The organism is Nostoc sp. DedSLP03, assembly GCF_034530815.1.
Taxonomy (GTDB): Bacteria; Cyanobacteriota; Cyanobacteriia; order Cyanobacteriales; family Nostocaceae; genus Nostoc.
In genome coordinates this window covers 32,067-50,101 of sequence record NZ_JAVRCK010000067.1, presented here as the reverse complement: position 1 = coordinate 50,101, position 18,035 = coordinate 32,067, and the positions used below count along the sequence as shown (strand labels likewise).

The window sequence follows — 18,035 nt, the reverse complement described above, 5'->3', positions numbered from 1 at the left end:
TGGGCTGCTGATTTTATCACCCAGTCAGTTTAAAAGATGTTGGTAATGACAAGCCCTTGAAAGAGGGGGTTAGGGGGGTATTAGATACTTTGGGTAACAAATATGGGTAACTTTTTTGAGACTTAACGAGAAAAGTCAGTTACCGAATGTTTTACCAGCCAGCAATGTAAGCCCACCATTAACAGCGCCAATGGCAGCATCAACATTGGGATGATTTCTAAAGTTGTCCAACTTGCAACCCAACCGGCTCCAGTGGGTACGATCGCTGCGCCCAAACTGGCGGCACTAGTGGCAATGCTAACAGCCGCAGGAACATGGGGATCTGGTAATCGTTGAGGAATTAACCAAATGGTTGCAGGAAAGATGGCTGCCAACCCAAAGCCAATCAACGGTAAGCTAATCCATTGATCTGGCAATTGCCACCAAGCCAGCAATCCAATGATTACAAGACTGAGCGACATACTGATTGTGCGCACCGCCCCAAGCGATCGCAAGAAATAACCTAAGATGAAACGTCCTAATGTTAATCCCACCCAGTAAGCACTAACGCTGTAACCAGCAATCAGCGTGGGGGTGTGACGAGCGACAGACTGCACAGTGTATGCCCAGTTACCAATGCAGGCTTCAGTGCCAACATAAACCAGCAAAAGCAGCCCAGTTAGCAGTACTATCGGAGTTTGCAACGCTCTGCCTAGATTTTCTAAGGCAGTTGTCTTTGATGGCAATATCCGTACTGTCATTGGTTTGTAGTTGAAGATGATAACACCCAGCACGCTCACAATTAATAAGCTGACAATCCCGGCTAATACCCCATAAACTTGTCGCCAGTTCATGCCAACTGCTAACAAAGTAGTAGCGATCGCCGGGCCTGAAAGAGCGCCAATACCATAGAAAGCATGGAGCAAACCAATCAAACTGGCACTGCGGGAATCTTGCACAATGTAGGTGTTAATACCTGCATCAATCAACCCAATGCCCAATCCCAACGCCGAGCCAGCTGCAACCATGAGAAACCAAGATGGCGAGATGGCATAAATTATCAGTGCCATCGTCAGCGCACCCGCAGCAATCAACAGCATTCGCGCTAACCCCAAGCGACTACTCACAAGACTGCTGGTGAATGCTGCCAGAATGTAGCCGCTAATTTGACTGAGAAACAGCAGGGTGACGGTTGCGGGAGTCAGGTTATAGGTAGACAGAATCGAGGGCAGAAGAACTCCTAATCCTGCTTCAGCAATGCCAATGGCAATAAAGGCATAGAAAGCGATCGCCGAACCTATCCACAGAGGCGGTAAGGTGCGTTGATAGTCTGTCATTGGCTGGAATGCTCCTGGATCGGAAAATTTGACTGCTGAGATTTACTCTAATTACAAGAAACTTATGGTTGTGCAAACTATGAATAGTTAAAAAGATTTTTATAATTACTAAATAGCATTATTAGTAATTATCTCGAAATCTCATCACTATGTTGCTAAAAAGTTTGCAATGATTTCTCTCAAACCCTTGTAAAAACTGGATTGCAAATTTTCCGAAAAGTTTATTTATCCTTAATCTTTGAATACTTGAGTTGCTAAAAACGCTAATGCTGCTGTACCAGCGATCGCACCCCACTGAAGAAGCGGATTTTTTTCTAGCCAGTCGGAAATGCTAGGTATAACTAAGTTACTAAAATCACCCTTAACTCTGTCATCTTCAGGAACAGATTGGTAAAAATTATTTGGTGCATCTTCAGATTTCGCCTCAGAAGAACGTAGTAAATCGAAGCCGACGAGCAGTAACAGTGAATCTACTAATGATGGTGAGACGCGCTGTACCACATCTAATATTTTAGCTACATCCCCAACTAAGTAGTCACGAGTTGGATGTTCGGCTACGTAGAGAATAGCATCAGCTACAAGTTTAGGATCGTAGTAAGGTGGTATCCCGGAAGGCTTTACACCTAATTTCGTCAGACCATTATTCCAAAAGGGAGTATTAATCACCGCTGGTTTCACACTCGTGACGCTAATCGGCCATTTTTCATGTTGCAACTCCAGGCGCATGGCTTCGATAAAGCCCTCAACTCCGTGCTTGGCTGCCGAGTAAGCACTTTGGTAAGGGAGCGATCGCCTACCTTCCATTGAAGAGACATGGATCAGCGCCCCCCGTCCCTCACGCTTCAAATGGGGTAGGGCTGCCATTGCACCATACACTTGTCCCATGAGATCGACATCAATGACATGCTTAAACTCTTCTGGTGTTATGTTGTCGAAAGTGGCAAAGATGCCGATTGCAGAGACATGTACCCATGTATCGAGTCGCCCGTACACTTCTACAGCTTTATCTGCGATCGCTTTAACTTGGTCAAATACTTCTACATCAGCTACGTAAAAAGTTGCTTCACCGCCAAAGCCGCGAATCTCCTCCACTAAAGACTTTAGCTTCAACTCACTCCGAGCCGAGACTACGACTTTTGCGCCGCGTCTAGCAAACTCAAGAGCTGTGACACGTCCGATCCCACTGGAGGCTCCGACGACAGAAACGACTTGCTGATTGATTGGCTTTAATTGCATGAGTGTTACGTTTTAAAATAAATTAGGAATTGGGAATTGGCTTCGAGAATGTTAGAGACTTTAGCTTCAATAGGTAATTCAGCCGCTTTGTTACTATCAGTTGTTATTAACAATATTTCTTAATAACTCTCATAGTACATATATATGTTAATTATTATTACGGTTGCATTTCTCTGTCTATTGGGGAATCTGAAAGCGCCACAGGTAGTAGATGTAAGCATTTTCTAGACTTTTAAGACTTTCGACTAATAAACATCAAGAACTTGGTCAACAAATCTCACAAAATTTCATCTGTCGCCTTTTACTTACTTCAGAGGATGTTTGAAAAGTCTGTAGTAGTGTATCGAATATTTGTTTACCCCACCCTAATCCTCACCTTGTAAAGGGGCTACGGTGTACACACAAGTGTTGGTGCAGTGTATCTATCCCGCCTCGGAATTTATTCCGAGTCTCATAACGAAAGTCCTCTAAAAGAGGACTTTCGCTTATCAGCCTGGAACTTTAGTTCTGGGCGGGATATTTGCTCAGTGTGAGACTTTCACTTGAACAGAAATATTGGGTGGGTAGGATTTTTAGAGATGTATGTACACCGTAGCCAATGCATCGGGGGGATTAAGGGGGGTGAAAATGCGATTAAACACAGCCAAACAGTTTTCAAACAACCTCTCAGACTCAACTTTCAAATGACACAATCTCCTGATGCTATTTACTTTTTTTACAAATAGTTTTTTAGTCTACTTTACTCCTCAAGATAGATGCGAAAGCAGAGTTAATTAAACCTCCCGCTTCCTTGAATTTCTGGCTTTTTTAGAAAATAGTTGTTCATCTTAATAAACCAATAATCATGAAGGTATAAAAGTGAAACGAAGCAATCCCAAAATCTCCAACTAAGAAAGAGATTGCTTGTTTGCGACACGCTACGCGAATGTCGTTCCTCCTTTCTACGAGACGCTGCGCGAACGCAATGATAGTTATTCTCTCAGTGCAAAAGAAAAACTGGGATGCACTTAGGTAGACTGAAGTTGTGTTAAGTAATTAGAGGTTAAACTATGGTTTGGAAAATAACTCCCGAAGAATTGTTGGAGCGGTACGCTGACGGGGAACGTAACTTTGCTGGAATTGAATTGGTTTATTCTGGCTGGCCTTCCTCCAGTTCCAAGTATAGTAGTCCAGGGATTGATCTTGACGGTGTGGTTTTGCGAGATATCAACTTGCGAGGAGCTTACTTCCCTTATGTCTACCTGACTGGAGTCGATCTGACTGGAGCCGATTTGGGAGGAATTTTCATGCGTGGTTGTAATTTGGTTGAAGGGATAATTCGTGATGCCAATTTGCGTGCTGCTAATTTGAAGCAAAGTGGCTTCTTCGATGCTGATTTGCGGGGAACTGACTTGGATTACATGAACGCCTGTGGTGCTGGATTTCGTGGAGTTCAAATCGGTTCTTTCGAGCGTGCTATTCTCGCTTATACTGACTTTGAAGGTGCCCATATCAGTAGCAATTTGATCTGTCGAGGTCAGAATTTGATTTGGCACACCACTATGCCCGATGGAAATGTTGTTGAAGGTCCACAGTGGGGGAATGGTCGTGATGCCAGATAAGGATAATTCTTCATCTGTTGCAGTCATTAGAGAAGCCGATAGGGTATCAAGAGTATTAAGTTTTGCTTTGATATTCCCAACTTTGCAAGCTATATGAAAATGTATCTCACAACTTAACAATAAAACTGTCTCGCAGATGAAAGTCAGCTTCCTCACTTCTATGAGTTAACGCCCAGTAAGTCACCTCACCATCTTTGTGTTTAATAACGGTAGTAATACTAATTTCGATGGCTTGGTTTGCCGAGACGATTTGATCCAAATCGACATCTAACGCAAGTACCAAAGCATCGGTTTGATTCTGAACACTAAACGGTAGCTTTTCAAAAGCAGTTTCCTCTTGCATCCCTTGACGATATCCATCAAAGCGATAGACATTCCAGTGTCCGGCGGGGGAGAGGTTAAATTCCCAATATCGTGCAGAATTTTTAATGCCAAGAAAAAACTCGAAGCAGGTATCTTCCCAAAGTTTATGCTTGCGTGATGGTGCATTTGATGTTGGAGCAATTGCAATTTCTTTTAAGTCACCTCCAAGGTTGTAGCTGATGGTAAGTTGATTAACATTTCGGGAGATATTGCCTGTAATTTTCAAATGAGGAAAAGACTCGCTGGAAGAAAAGGATTGCAAGGAAAAAGTCTGCTCGTTCATTTCATATCTTCGATAATTTTGCGAATCTGCGTTTCTTGAGATTCAATACTTTCAGTCAGCTTAAACTGGACGATCGCTCTTGCTAAGTTATGTTCTGGGTGCTTAACTTTGAAGTAGACATTCCCGGCTAAATAATCAGCAAAAAATCTCAGTCCTAGTTCAAAAGTAATTAGACGAATGGCATCATAGATGTATGCATAATCATTTTCGGTCAGAAATGCCTTAGCCACAGCAAGATAACCTTGGAGGATTTCTTGACACAAATCGGTATCGAAATAAATACTTTCCCAATTCTCGGTTTCTTCGCCAGCCGGATTGCAACCCGATCGCAGGCAATCACCAATATCGTAATGTACCAGACCGGGTTTCACGGTGTCCAGGTCGATGACGCTGACGGCTTGCTGGGTAACAATGTCAAACATCACGTTATTGATTTTGGGATCGCCGTGCATCAGACGCAGAGGTAGCTTGCCTTCAGCTTTGGCATTTTCTAAGATATGTGCAAAGGCTTGGCGATCGCTAACAAACTGTAAGCAATAATTAACTTCTGAAGATTGAGGCGCACTAGTTTTTGGCAAAACTTCCTCGTAATGCTGGAGATAAAACGGTGTAATATGGAAGCCTTCAAGGGTGTCAGCAAGTTTTTCTGCTGGCAAATCGCTGATTAGATTGTGAAACATCCCCAAGGCATAACCGATTTCTTTGGCGTGGGAGCGATCGCCCATACTATCAAAGGACTGGGAGCCTGGAATAAAGCTGATTGCCCGCCAAAATGAGCCATCTGCATCTTTCCAGTGGTCTTGAGCGTTTTTGGTCAATAGTACGCGTGGCACTTCCCAGCGACGATTCAGGGGTGTATCCTGCAACCTTTTTTGAACGTGTTCAGTTAAGGTACGCATATTCTGCATAATCAGTTGTGGCTGACGAAACACCTGTGTGTTAATGCGTTGCAGGACAAAATATTGTTCCTTTGAGGAATCGAGAGTTGCTAAAAAAGTGTCATTTATATTACCACTACCAAATGCTTTAACGCTTGTAACCTTTCCCTGTTGGGCGAATTGGTTAGCGATCGCCACTAGATTTCGGGTATCCTGTGTATTGAATTGTTCTATCATCTGTTTCATCTCTACTACTCCTCACGTACATTGCACGAAAGCAATAGGGGATATCGTAGCGCAAGTATCAAGATAATTTGTAATTCGTAATTCGTAATTCGTAATTCGTAATTGATTAACGAGATGTCAATTATGAGTTTTTAAAAGTACTACAGCAATTCTGAATCTATCCGTGAAAAACCAGATCCCCAACTTTTTAAAAAAGTCGGGAATCTGCGGGTTGCAATTTCTGTCAACCCCGTGCTAATTCAACAATTAGGAAATCTCATCGCTATCAACCCACTCATCATAAGATGAGTCATAACCAACGTAGTGAAGATAGTATTGTTGACCTTGGATTTGCTGAATCGTTGCGGAATACCAAGCCTCTTGGTCATCATCCCAACATTTTACCTTTTGACCTACTGCATATCCATTTTCATCAGTGGAGCGAAGATCGCGAGTCCGAATGTCATCTTCGCCTACCCATTCGTCATAAGATGAACCGTAACCAAGGTAATGAATAAAGAACTGATCATCTTGGATTTTCTCAATGGTTCCCTGATACCAATCCTCTTCATCATCATCCCAGACTTCCACAGTTTTGCTGACTTCATACTGATTCCGATCTGATTTATCTGATTTAACGGCAGATGAAACATCTTGAATCGGCTTTTGTTCTTCTTGTTTGATTTCCTCTTTTACTAGAGTATATGCTTGCAAAATCAAACTGCGAGCGACAGTTTGAATTCCTGTATGCTCGTAGTAATTGGTAGTTTGATCTAAGAATGCTGCAACTAAATCTAAATTATCATCAGCAATCTGAATGAAATTACCCAAATTACTAGAAATTGATTGCGGAGTTATGCCTGTCTTGGATACTAAATTATTCATCCAGCCTTGCACGGAGTTAAAACCTTGACTGATAAAACCAACTTTATCAGAAGGATTGCTGCCTGGAAGAAAGTTATTAACGGCTAAGAAAACTGGGTTTTGAGTTATTGCACTAGCATCAGTACCACTAATAACTCCGTGAATTTTGCTGAGAAAGTCGGGGCCCAAGGGCAGAATTCCATCTAGACAAACTAAAGCTACCATCCGCATTAGGGATGCATTTTGATAGTTGTTAGTTAGGGAATTAGCAAATTCTTGGGGATTAGGTTGAGGAATACCATTTAGTTTGCAAAAGGCGATGATTTCGACGGCGATTTTTAGTACTAAGTCAATTGATTGAGTGACATCGGCTTTGGGAGTAATTTTGCCTAAAAAAGAGAGAAAGCCGATTTTTTCACTAGCTTTATTCGCTAAAGCCGCCGCCGCCATCGCTGTGTCTGCCTTATCAATTGTTTGATAAAGTTTGATGGCAAACTGGTAGCCTTGTTGAGGATCTATGTATAAACTAGCAGCGCGATCGCGGATTTTCTGAATTACCTTAGCATCAGTTTCTCCTGTAATGGCGCGGATATTATTGTCAAACCCCGTCAAATTGCTCCATTCACCTGGAGCTACATAATCAAGAGCCTTTAAAACTTTGACAGTAATATTGTCAGTCGGTAACTCGTCAACCAACTGAATAATTGATTTATCCATCAGCCGATCCTCAAAACTCCAGATATCGTTACAATACGGTTCAGAGCAGCCCACATTTAGCGCTGGGCAATTACTGAAGCGTATTTATAGAGTTCCCCAACCCAACCAAAAAATAACGATGTTAGTAACAGAGGTTACAGGGAAGTTGGTAGTCGCTACAGGGAAGTTGGTAGTCGCTACAGGGAAGACGGTAGTCACTACAGGGAAGACGGTAGTCACTACAGGGAAGACGGTAGTCACTACAGGGAAGACGGTAGTCACTACAGGGAAGGCGGTAGTCACTACAGGGAAGTCGGTAGTCGCTACAGGGAAGACGGTAGTCGCTACAGGGAAGGCGGTAGTCGCTACAGGGAAGCCGGAAGTCACTACAGGGAAGAATATTTTGATTTTTGCTCAGTAATATGTGGTTATTTAACAGAGCATTAAAAATACCCCACCCTAATCCTCCCCCCTTCGACAAGCTCAGGGCATCGTTTGCAAAGAAGAGGGAACTAGATTTCCGGCTTACCCCCAATGCATCGGGGGGATTGAGGGGGGTAATTTCACTTGTGTCTACACCGTAACTTTGCCAAGAGGAGGGAATTGTATTCCTAGTTTCTCCCCTTTGCAACAAGAGATTAGGGAACTCCAAAAAATAAATTATCCAATTTGTCTACTCAACTAAACTTCTTTCTTCCTTGTCCCCCTTGTCCCCCTTGTCTTCCTTGTCCCTCTGCTATGGAATATTTTTTTACTTGGAAGTCCCTTAAGGGGGGTAATTTGGAATTACCAAAAATCAAGATGTTATGACAGAGCTTTATAACAAAACCTCGGAGAAAGAAAAAAGACGATCGCTCCGTAATAATATGCCATCTGCTGAAAAGATTGTGTGGGAAAGGTTGAAAAATCGGCAAATTGATGGTTGCAAATTTCGTAGACAGTACAGTATTGATGTATTTGTTGTGGATTTTTATTGTCCTGAATTAAAACTTGCTATAGAAATTGATGGTGATAGCCATTTTCAAGAAGGAGCGCAGGTTTATGATTATGAACGACAATGTTTTCTTGAATCTAAAGGCACTTATTTTTTGAGGTTTACAAATCAACAGGTTTATCAAGAATTAGAAGGTGCGATCGCAATGATTGCACAAACGGTTTGTCAATTGCGGAAGATTACCCCACCCTAACCCTCCCCCCTTCGACAAGCTCAGGGCATCGCTTGCCAAGGGGAGGGAACTTTATTTTCCGGTTTCCCCCCTTTACAAGGGGGGATTAAGGGGGGTAATTATTCTATTAAAATCACAGCCAACCACTTTTAAAACATCCTCTAAGCATCACTATTTTCTAACCAACATTACCCGCAGCTAACACTTGTTCGACTGTAAGCGCAACTTCTGGGAAAATTGCAGACACAATTTGCTGACTTTCGTTATATGCATAATAGCGATCGCTTTCCTCCAATCTACTCACAGTCTATAAACTGTAGCATTTGGCTAATCTCTGTTCACTTGCAAGGTGAGTAATTTATACTGAATAGGCCTTAACAATATAGCAAACGCTTAAGTAATCTATGATCGCACTGGAAGGGTATAAAGTCCTGACAGAACTGCACGCAAGCCCTAATTCTCAGGTTTATCGAGGATATCGAGAGTTAGATCGACAACCAGTAGTACTGAAAGTTCTGTGGCAAGAATACCCATCCCCAGAAGCGATCGCTCGGTTTAAACTTGAATACGATCTCACGCGCCGCGCTCAAGCGCCGGGAATTATCCAAGCTTATGACTTGAAAAAGTATGAAAATACCTTAGTCTTAGTTTTAGAGGATTTTGGGGGACAACCTCTGCGTGAGTTACTCAATCAATCACCTCTACCGCTAGAGAATTTTTTGCAATTGGCTATACAAGTAGCGGCAGCTTTAGAAGAAATTCATCAGCAACAAATTATTCATAAAGACATTAATCCTGCGAATATTCTTCTCAATCCCACGACTCAACAAACGAAAATAATTGACTTTGGTATTGCTACTTTGCTGTCGCGGGAAAATCCCACGTTGCGAAATCTGAATGTTTTAGAAGGGACTCTCGCTTATATTTCTCCCGAACAAACAGGACGAATGAATCGCTCGATTGATTATCGCACCGATTTTTACTCTTTGGGAGTGACTTTCTACGAACTATTAACCCAGCATTTACCTTTTATTAGTGACGATCCTGTAGAACTGGTTCACAGCCATATTGCCAAACAACCGATTCCGCCCGATCGCATTAATCCCCGAATTCCGCCAGCGCTTTCGCAAATTGTGATGAAGTTACTGGAAAAAACCGCCGAAGCGCGTTATCAAAGTGCTTTTGGATTGCAGGCAGATTTAGAGCAATGCCTGGAGATGTTGCACGCTACAGGGCAAATTTCCTTATTTGAATTAGGACAGCAAGATTGCTCCGGTAGATTTCAAATTCCTCAAAAACTCTACGGACGCGAGGCGGAAGTGGCAAACTTGTTGGCAGCTTTTGAGCGAGCTAGTCACGGTGAAAGCGAAGTGATGCTGATTGCAGGTTATTCTGGAATTGGCAAATCAGCCTTGGTTCAAGAAATTTATAAACCGATTACCCAACAACGGGGATATTTTATTTCTGGGAAATTTGACCAGTTCCAACGCAACATTCCCTACAGTTCTTTAATTCAAGCCTTTCAAGCTTTAATTCGCCAACTATTAACTACAAGTGAAGCCGAAATTGCTATTTGGCGCCAAAAATTATTAAATGCTCTTGGTGTGAATGGCCAAGTGATTATTGAAGTGATTGCAGAGGTGGAACTGATTATTGGTCAGCAGCCACCTGTTGTAGAACTATCACCCAAGGAAGCGCAAACTCGGTTTAATTTAGTCTTGCAAAACTTCATTAAGGTCTTTACCCAAAAGGAACATCCTTTAGTGATGTTCTTGGACGATTTGCAATGGGCGGATAGTGCATCACTCCAGTTGATTCAGTTGTTAATTAGTCAAGCAGACAGTCGATATCTGTTGCTGATTGGTGCTTATCGCGATAATGAAGTAAATAAAAGCCATCCCCTGCGGACAACGATCGCATCCTTAGAACAAGCAGGAGTGGCTATTCAGGAACTCACCTTAACGCCCTTAGCATTGCCCGAAATTCAACAACTCCTCAGCGATACCCTCAACAATGCCGATTCAGCAGAAATTACTCCTCTAGCAGAACTGCTGCAACAGAAGACTAATGGCAATCCCTTCTTCATGAATGAATTTTTGAAGTCGCTGTATGCAGAAGAATTACTCCAGTTTAATTTCACTCAGCGACAATGGCAGTGGCAACTGGCGAAAATCCAGGCGGCCCAGATTACCGATAACGTAGTTGAGTTGATGGCGCTGAAAATTCAAAAGCTGCCAGCCGCTACCCAGGAAGCTTTAAAATTAGCAGCTTGTATTGGCAATTCCTTTGATTTGCATACCTTAGCGATCGCTAGCTCAAAATCCCTTGCAGAAGTCGCCGCCCAACTCTGGGAAGCCGTGCAAACCGGACTAATTTTACCCCAAGGCAATGACTACCAACTCTTGCAAGTTGCCGACCTAGAAGTAACAGCGTTGACAAATTTGGATGTAGTCTACAAATTCCTGCACGATCGCGTCCAGCAAGCAGCCTATTCACTGATTTCTACTGACCAAAAACAGGCAGTACACTTGCAGATTGGGCAACTATTATTACAAGGCATTACTCCCCAAAAGCAAGAAGAAAGAATTTTTGACATTGTTAACCAACTGAATTTCGGCATCAACCTGATTACAGACCCTCAACAGCGACAAAAACTAGCTCAGTTAAATTTAACAGCAGGTAACAAAGCCAAAGCCTCAGCAGCCTATCAGCCAGCCTTAGATTATCTGACAATGGGGATTAACAGCTTAGCAGCTAGTTGTTGGCGACAGCAGTATCAGCTAGCTTTGGCATTGCACACCGCCGCCGCCGAAGCTGCTTATCTGGATGGGAACTTTGAGCGCATGGATGCACTCACAGATGAAGTGCTGCAAAAGACTCGCCGCACAGTCGATCGAGTGCAGGTTTATGCCATCCAAATCCAAGCTGCGATCGCCCGCGATCGACTCTTAGCTGCTTCTCAACTTGGTCTGCAAGTTCTGCAACTGTTGGGCATTCCCTTAGCTAGCAACCCCGGTCAACCGCAAATTATGCTGGGATTGCTAAAAACTAAACTTGCTTTGGCAGGTAAGCCGGTACACACCTTAGTTGACTTACCAAAACTCACCCATCCCAGAAAATTAGCGGCAATTCGCATCCTGGCAAGTATTGCCTCGGCGACCTATCTAGCAGCCCCGAATGTTTTTCCTTTGACGGTCTTTAAACAGGTGGAAATATCAGCAAAATCCGGCAATGCGGCGGAATCAGCTTTTGCCTACGCTACCTATGGTTTGATTCTCTGTGGCGTTGTTGGGGATTTGCAAGGGGGATATAAATTTGGTGAATTAGCATTGAAAGTACTAGACCGCTTCAATGCCAAGCACCTGCAAGCGAGAACTTTATTTGTAGTTAATTCCTTTGTCCGCCACTGGCAAGAACCACTCCAAAATACTATTCCTTCACTGCAAGCAGGATTTCAAGTTGGGCGCGATACGGGTGATACCGAATACGCTGCATTTTGTGCCAATACATCCTCTATGCATTGCTATTTTACTGGTCAAAATCTGGCTGAATTAGATGAATGTTTAGCTATTTACGCAGATGCAATTCTGCTGTTTAAGAAAAAACCGATATTTGTTCTCATTCAACTTTATCGCCAAGTAGTTGCTAATTTACAGGGCAAAAATGCTAATCCCTGTCAGTTGATGGGGGAATTTTATGATGCAACGGCGATGTTAGCCCAGCATATCGAGAGTAACTATCGCACAGCTATTTTTTATAGCTATACTAATCAATTAACGCTGAATTATTGGTTTGAAGATTATCCTACAGCCGTCCAGAAAGCTGATTTAGCAATTCCTTATTTAGATGCAGTTGTGGCTTTATATATTGTCGGATGGTTCCACTTTTATGACTCATTAGGACGGCTAGCTTTAGCTGCTGTTGTCAGTGCGGCGGAACGTCAAAAGTTACTTCAGCGAGTGGCTGCAAACCGGAAAAAATTGCAAGTCTGGGCAAAATTTTCTCCTGTCAACTATAGCCATAAATTAGCGCTGGTAGAAGCAGAATGGCATCGGGTGCATGGAGAATCTAGTCAGGCGATCGCTTGTTATGATCGCGCCATTGCCTTAGCCCAAGAAAACCAATATTTGAATGAAGCGGCTCTCGCCAATGAATTAACTGCCAAATTCTACCTCGCTCAGAACAAATCCAAGATTGCCCAAGTTTATCTGCAAGAAGCCCGTTATCTTTATTTGCAGTGGGGAGCGATCGCTAAGGTAAAAGATTTAGAAGCCAAGTATCCCCAAATCTTAACGCGCATTCTCGAAAAAGCTGTTAACTCAACTTTATCAACTATTAGTCCTAACTCAACCGGTCTCACAAGTACCAGCCGCTCAGAATCATTGGATTTGGTGACAGTCATCAAAGCTTCTCAAACCCTTTCCGAAGAAATTCAGCTAGATAAACTTTTATCTAATTTAATGCAGATTTTAATGGAAAACGCCGGGGCGCAACGGGGATTTTTGCTGTTGTCAACCAAAGGCAAGTTTCTGATTGAAGCTCAGGGAACCGTTGGTGAGAATACGATTCAGGTGTTGGAATCACTCAGTATTGAAGATAGCCAAATCTCGACTGCGATCGTTAACTATGTGATTCGCACTAAAACTAATGTAGTCCTAAACGATGCCATCAACGAAGCAGTGGGAATTGGGGAATTTATTAAAGACCCTTACATTCACCAATACCAACCGCGATCGATTTTGTGTACTCCTTTGATTAACCAAGGAAAGTTAGCAGGAATTGTCTATTTAGAAAATAACTTGACAACCGGAGCATTTACCCCAGATCGCTTGGAATTGCTCAATCTGCTTTCAGCACAAGCAGCTATTTCCATTGAAAATGCCCGTTTGTATACCGATTTAGCCGCACTCAATAAAGCTTATGAGCGCTTTGTCCCGCGTCAATTTCTGCAATTCCTCAACAAGCAAAGCATTATAGATGTGCAATTAGGCGATCAGGTGCAGCGGGAAATGTCAGTCTTATTTACCGACATTCGCGCCTTCACCACCCTTTCAGAAAGCATGACTCCCGCCGAGAATTTCCGATTTATCAACTCCTATCTCAGTCGTATGGAGCCGATCATTCTGGAAAACAATGGCTTTATCGACAAATATATTGGTGATGCGATCATGGCCTTGTTTGCCGGAGATGCCGATGATGCCGTACAGGCGGGAATTGTCATGTTGCAGACATTAACAACCTACAACGAAAAACGCCAAACCAAGGGCTACTCACCAATTCAAATTGGCATTGGGATTAATACTGGTTCGCTAATTTTGGGGACAGTCGGCGGGTTAAATCGCATGGATAGCACAGTGATTAGTGATGCGGTTAATCTAGCAGCGCGAATCGAAGGATTGACCAAAACATTCAACGCTCCACTTTTAATTACCGACCAAACTTTTGAGCGCTTACAAAATCGCGATCGCTATGGTATTCGTGTAGTAGGTCAGGTAAAGGTGAAGGGTAAGACGAATGCTGTAACTGTTCATGAAGTATTTGCAGCCGATCCCGCAAAAGTTAGTGCAGGTAAAACAGCGACTTTAGAGTTATTTGCCTCAGCATTAGCGTGTTACGAACAACAACAATTTGCAACAGCAGCCGAGTATTTTCAAGATTGTTTGCAGCAAAACCCGTGGGATCAAATCGCGCAGATGTATCTTGAGCGCTGTCAGCCAGGAAAAGAAATAGCATCAATTTCTACCGAGGCAGTTAAATTTTAAAGCTGGGGCACACAAGAACCAATACGCTTGGGTTAAGCAAATTTATCTGTTAAGGCAGGCTGTTCTTGAGCAGGGGAGGCAGGGGGAGAGAAAAAAGGGGAAAGATATTGAATACATCCTTTACCCCTTCCCGTTTCCCCTTTTCCCTAAGATTGCATTAGGCTACAGTGACTTCTAGCGTATAAGAACCAGGATTAAAATAGCCAGAACTGAAAGTTCCGCCATTTTGAGGGAAGTAATCATAATCACTTACTGCAATGGAGTAAGTACCTGCCCCCAGTGAAGCGGTGATTGATTGAGAAGTACTGGAAGTCTGTAAGTTCCCAGCACTATTAAATAGACCGAGAACTGGATAGTTATCCCTGTAATTCGGCGTGTTGATAGTCACAGTTCCTGGGTTGGCTAAAGAAAATGTGAAAAAGTCGAAATCAGGCTTGTTCCCTGGAAGCGTTGCCAGTTGAGCAGAGGTATTAACTTCTGAACCTGATGTTAAAGTACCTAGCTTCTCAGCAGTAGCTAGTGTGTTGTTTGTCCCTTGTCCAGCATCTTCTTTCTCATAGAACAGGAAGTCGTCACTATCAAGCCTCAGAGGCGATGCTTGCACAACACCAACGAGTTCATCTAGCTCTCCTGAGTTGTCCAGAAATACGTTTGTATTGGCTCCCACAGTCTGCAAGCGATAATCTGCCAGTGTTCCTTTGAGCTGGATTGTATCTTCGTTGGAGTTAAAGCCACTGATGGTAGCGTAGTCTGTCAAACCACTACTTCCAGTGTTGTTATCGTCATAGAAGACATTAGTAGCATCTCCAAGTAAGAACCGATCTTGCCCAGGCCCTCCAGTTAGGATATCAACCTCCCCTAATCCAGGAGAAGGAGAATCAGAACCGTTAGTATCAACGCCTATGAAGACATCATTTCCAGGGCCTCCAAGGAGAGTGTCATTGCCGACCCCGCCACGGAGGGTGTCATTGCCTTCTCCTCCATCGATTTGGTCATTACCAGCCCCGCCAAACAAGCTGTCATTCCCATTTTCGCCCAAAACGATGTCATTACCTTCCTGACCATCAAGAAAGTCATCGCCATCTCCACCAAGCAAGTTGTCATTGCCGCCTCTGCCAAGGAGGGTATCACTACTGCCTCCTCCAATCAGGGAGTCGCTAAAACTAGAACCAAAGACTTGTTGGATATTGAACAGAACATCATTCCCATCTCCCCCACTGGCAGTTCCAGCGCCAAGGTCAACGGTGACTCCGGCAGTGGCATTTAAATAATCAGCAGCATTAATGCCAGTCCCACCAAAGAGTTGGTCATCCCCGCCTCCACCTTGGAGTTGGTCATCGCCATCCCCACCAAGCAAGGCGTCATTGCCGCTGCCGCCTAGCAGGGTATCATTGCCTTCTCTACTAATGAGGTTGTCATTCCCGTCCTCACCATTAAGAAAGTCATCGCCAGCCCCACCCAGCAGGATGTCAATGCCGCTACCGCCAAGCAGGGAGTCATTGCCGTACCCGCCATTGATAAAGTCGTCATTAGCCCCGCCAAGGAGGGTGTCATTGCCGTTATCGCCAAAGAGGCGGTCATTACCAGCCTCACCATTGACAAAGTCATTCCCGTCCCCACCACTGATGAAGAAGTCATTGCCAGCTCCGCCAAGGATAGTGTCATTGAACCTAGAACCAACGAATCTTTCAATCTCCAACAGGACATCATTCCTGCCCTGCCCTGTAGCGGTTCCAGTGGCAAGGTTGATCGTGACTCCAGTAGTGGCACTGAAATAATCAGCAGTATCAACGCCAATTCCACCCAAGAGTTGGTTATTGCCAGTCCCACCACGCAAGGTGTCATCACCAGCCCCACCACGGACAGTATCGTTGCCTTCCTCGCCATCCAGCAGGTCATCGCCAGCCCCACCATCAAGCAAGTCATCGCCACCTCTACCAAAGAGGGTGTCATTACCGCGCCCGCCAATTAGAAAGTCTTTGAAACCAGAACCAATGACTTGTTCGATATTAAACAGGACATCATTCCCTGCCCCTCCAATGGCAGTTCCAGTCGCTAGGTTAACGGTGACACCGGCAGTGCTATTTGAATAGTCAGCAGTATCATTGCCAGTTCCACCAAAGATTTTATCATCCCCGTCCCCTCCTTCTAGTCGGTCATGGCCAGCCCCGCCAAGGAGGGTGTCATCGCCAGCCTGACCAGTCAAGTTGTCATTGCCATCCTCGCCATCAATCTGGTCATCGCCAGCCCCGCCATTGAGCGTATCAAACCCTTCCCCGCCAAAGAGTTGGTCTTTACCGTCTTCTCCAGAGAGTCGGTCATCTCCGTCCCCGCCTTCGAGAAGGTCATTGCCAGATCCAGCAAGGAAAACATCATTACCAAACCCACCAAGCAGGGTGTCGTCACCGCCTTTGCCAAGGAGTTGATCGTCCTCTTCCTGGCCATCGAGAAAGTCATTGCTAGGTCCACCAATAAGGACATCATCGCCTAATCCACCAAGCAGGGTGTTCTCGCCGTCTTCACCATTGAGAAGGTCATTGCCGTCCTCACCATTAAGCGAGTCATTGCCAGCCCCACCCAAGAGGTCATCATTGCCGCCCCGACCAAAGAGGTTATCATCACCACCCTGACCAAGGATAGCGTCATTGTCAAACGTGCCAATTAGAGTGTTATTGCTGTTATCTCCAATAATGTCTGCCATATCAATCCTTTCGGTTATAAGTTTGATTCAGAGATATTCGCTAGCAGAGGTGTCATCTATGAGTAGCCCTGCCAGCGCAAAGAAACCCTAGTAGTCTGCCAACCCAAATTGTTAGGTGAGAGCTAGGAAAAGAAGTTCATGTTAAAGGTTAAAAGAGTAAACATCTTTTCCCTTTCCCCTTGCTTTTTACCGAGCCAAGTTTCCTTGGCGAACCACTAAATAGGTAGTTCAAATAAATGCAGTATGCATCTACTTAGACTGGTTTCGTAACTGCTCAATAATTCGAGGTAAATCGTTCAGTGACAAGTCTCAAAAGGCGTAAACTCGTTCCTGAACTGGTAGTTCGCCCCGATTTATTGAGCGGATAGCTGGTTTATTGGTCTAGACACTGCCTAAATAGCTATCACTAGCATAGGGCAAACGGCTCTTATTTGCTACTAAAAACTAAGAGAGGAACATTGGTCACAAATTCAGATTGTGAGCTAGTTGTCAAGGGGATTTTAGAAGATGCTTGAAAGAAAAACTCTTTGGTTCTTCGTTGTTTCTCAGGCAAAGGTGCAACAATGAGCTTCATGTTTGGTTTTCGTTGTCGTTTAATGCCTAAGTCCTGATTTTCAGGAGCAGCAAAATACTTGATAGGGTCAGATGCTAGACTTTTTGGATGAGCAACGTAAAAATGATTTTCACCGCGATAAATCATTTCTCAAGAAATCTGGTCAAAGGATAAGAAAAGCTCATCAGTTACAGCATCGCCTAAATCTACGAATACAGCATAAAATAACTATCACCCCTCTCTTTGTAGCTGAATATCGTTAAGAGAACCAGTCGATAAATAACTTAAGCCCAAGAGACGTTTGACAGTATTAAAAGCATCTTCAATTCGCCATCTTTGCCGATATGAAAAGTTTTGAGGAGTTAAATTTTATGTTAATCGCCTCACCACG

General features: G+C 43.8%; 11 protein-coding genes and 1 pseudogene. 4 read left to right on the top strand and 8 right to left on the bottom strand.

Annotation, left to right across the window (positions count from 1 at the left end; all coding sequences use genetic code 11):
• Nucleotides 1-122 precede the first annotated feature (122 nt).
• Together RM368_RS26640 and RM368_RS26635 are read right to left on the bottom strand one after the other, a co-directional pair.
• On the bottom strand, nt 123-1,316 hold the full coding sequence (locus RM368_RS26640) for an MFS transporter (RefSeq protein WP_322696830.1): 1,194 nt from the start codon (nt 1,314-1,316) through the stop codon (nt 123-125).
• A 231-nt stretch (nt 1,317-1,547) separates the two neighbouring features.
• Nucleotides 1,548-2,552, bottom strand: a complete 1,005-nt coding sequence (locus RM368_RS26635) for an SDR family oxidoreductase (protein ID WP_322696829.1) — start codon at nt 2,550-2,552, stop codon at nt 1,548-1,550.
• Between the two features lie 1,049 nt (nt 2,553-3,601).
• On the opposite strand from RM368_RS26635, the gene RM368_RS26630 reads away from it, so the two are divergent.
• Nucleotides 3,602-4,153, top strand: a complete 552-nt coding sequence (locus tag RM368_RS26630; RefSeq protein WP_322694831.1) for a pentapeptide repeat-containing protein — start codon at nt 3,602-3,604, stop codon at nt 4,151-4,153.
• A gap of 106 nt (nt 4,154-4,259) precedes the next feature.
• Here RM368_RS26630 and RM368_RS26625 read toward each other — a convergent pair whose 3' ends face one another.
• The 3 genes from RM368_RS26625 to RM368_RS26615 form a co-directional block, all read right to left on the bottom strand.
• Nucleotides 4,260-4,799 (bottom strand): DOMON-like domain-containing protein, encoded by a 540-nt coding sequence (locus tag RM368_RS26625; protein WP_322696828.1) that lies wholly within the window; start codon nt 4,797-4,799, stop codon nt 4,260-4,262.
• Complete coding sequence (locus RM368_RS26620; protein ID WP_322696831.1) at nt 4,796-5,914, bottom strand: aminoglycoside phosphotransferase family protein; 1,119 nt, start codon at nt 5,912-5,914, stop codon at nt 4,796-4,798. The genes RM368_RS26625 and RM368_RS26620 overlap by 4 nt, the downstream gene beginning before the upstream one ends.
• 255 nt (nt 5,915-6,169) lie before the next feature.
• On the bottom strand, nt 6,170-7,483 hold the full coding sequence (locus RM368_RS26615) for a Tudor-knot domain-containing protein (protein ID WP_322696827.1): 1,314 nt from the start codon (nt 7,481-7,483) through the stop codon (nt 6,170-6,172).
• 118 nt (nt 7,484-7,601) lie between these two features.
• On the opposite strand from RM368_RS26615, the gene RM368_RS26610 reads away from it, so the two are divergent.
• Together RM368_RS26610 and RM368_RS26605 are read left to right on the top strand one after the other, a co-directional pair.
• Nucleotides 7,602-7,883 (top strand): hypothetical protein, encoded by a 282-nt coding sequence (locus RM368_RS26610; RefSeq protein WP_322696826.1) that lies wholly within the window; start codon nt 7,602-7,604, stop codon nt 7,881-7,883.
• A gap of 385 nt (nt 7,884-8,268) precedes the next feature.
• A complete protein-coding gene (locus RM368_RS26605) occupies nt 8,269-8,649 on the top strand; it encodes an endonuclease domain-containing protein (RefSeq protein WP_322696825.1) in 381 nt (126 codons plus the stop codon).
• A 157-nt stretch (nt 8,650-8,806) separates the two neighbouring features.
• Here the strand turns inward: RM368_RS26605 and RM368_RS26600 are convergent, their stop codons facing one another.
• Entirely contained in the window at nt 8,807-8,932 is a 126-nt protein-coding gene (locus RM368_RS26600; protein ID WP_322696824.1) for a hypothetical protein, read from the bottom strand.
• Nucleotides 8,933-9,032: 100 nt separating this feature from the next.
• On the opposite strand from RM368_RS26600, the gene RM368_RS26595 reads away from it, so the two are divergent.
• Nucleotides 9,033-14,390: an AAA family ATPase gene (locus RM368_RS26595; protein ID WP_322696823.1), complete on the top strand. Its 5,358-nt coding sequence runs from the start codon at nt 9,033-9,035 to the stop codon at nt 14,388-14,390.
• Nucleotides 14,391-14,547: 157 nt separating this feature from the next.
• Here the strand turns inward: RM368_RS26595 and RM368_RS26590 are convergent, their stop codons facing one another.
• Nucleotides 14,548-17,091 (bottom strand): calcium-binding protein, encoded by a 2,544-nt coding sequence (locus tag RM368_RS26590; RefSeq protein ID WP_322696822.1) that lies wholly within the window; start codon nt 17,089-17,091, stop codon nt 14,548-14,550.
• 427 nt (nt 17,092-17,518) lie between these two features.
• Nucleotides 17,519-17,989 (bottom strand): annotated as a pseudogene (locus RM368_RS26585) (IS4 family transposase); the annotation flags it as partial.
• Nucleotides 17,990-18,035 lie beyond the last annotated feature (46 nt).

Excerpts from the sequence above, each read along its gene's own strand:
- RM368_RS26590 (WP_322696822.1), bottom strand. The coding sequence starts at position 17,091 with ATGGCAGACATTATTGGAGATAACAGCAATAACACTCTAATTGGCACG.
- RM368_RS26640 (WP_322696830.1), bottom strand. The coding sequence starts at position 1,316 with ATGACAGACTATCAACGCACCTTACCGCCTCTGTGGATAGGTTCGGCG.
- RM368_RS26610 (WP_322696826.1), top strand. The coding sequence starts at position 7,602 with ATGTTAGTAACAGAGGTTACAGGGAAGTTGGTAGTCGCTACAGGGAAG.
- RM368_RS26605 (WP_322696825.1), top strand. The coding sequence starts at position 8,269 with ATGACAGAGCTTTATAACAAAACCTCGGAGAAAGAAAAAAGACGATCG.
- RM368_RS26620 (WP_322696831.1), bottom strand. The coding sequence starts at position 5,914 with ATGATAGAACAATTCAATACACAGGATACCCGAAATCTAGTGGCGATC.
- RM368_RS26625 (WP_322696828.1), bottom strand. The coding sequence starts at position 4,799 with ATGAACGAGCAGACTTTTTCCTTGCAATCCTTTTCTTCCAGCGAGTCT.
- RM368_RS26595 (WP_322696823.1), top strand. The coding sequence starts at position 9,033 with ATGATCGCACTGGAAGGGTATAAAGTCCTGACAGAACTGCACGCAAGC.
- RM368_RS26615 (WP_322696827.1), bottom strand. The coding sequence starts at position 7,483 with ATGGATAAATCAATTATTCAGTTGGTTGACGAGTTACCGACTGACAAT.
- RM368_RS26630 (WP_322694831.1), top strand. The coding sequence starts at position 3,602 with ATGGTTTGGAAAATAACTCCCGAAGAATTGTTGGAGCGGTACGCTGAC.
- RM368_RS26635 (WP_322696829.1), bottom strand. The coding sequence starts at position 2,552 with ATGCAATTAAAGCCAATCAATCAGCAAGTCGTTTCTGTCGTCGGAGCC.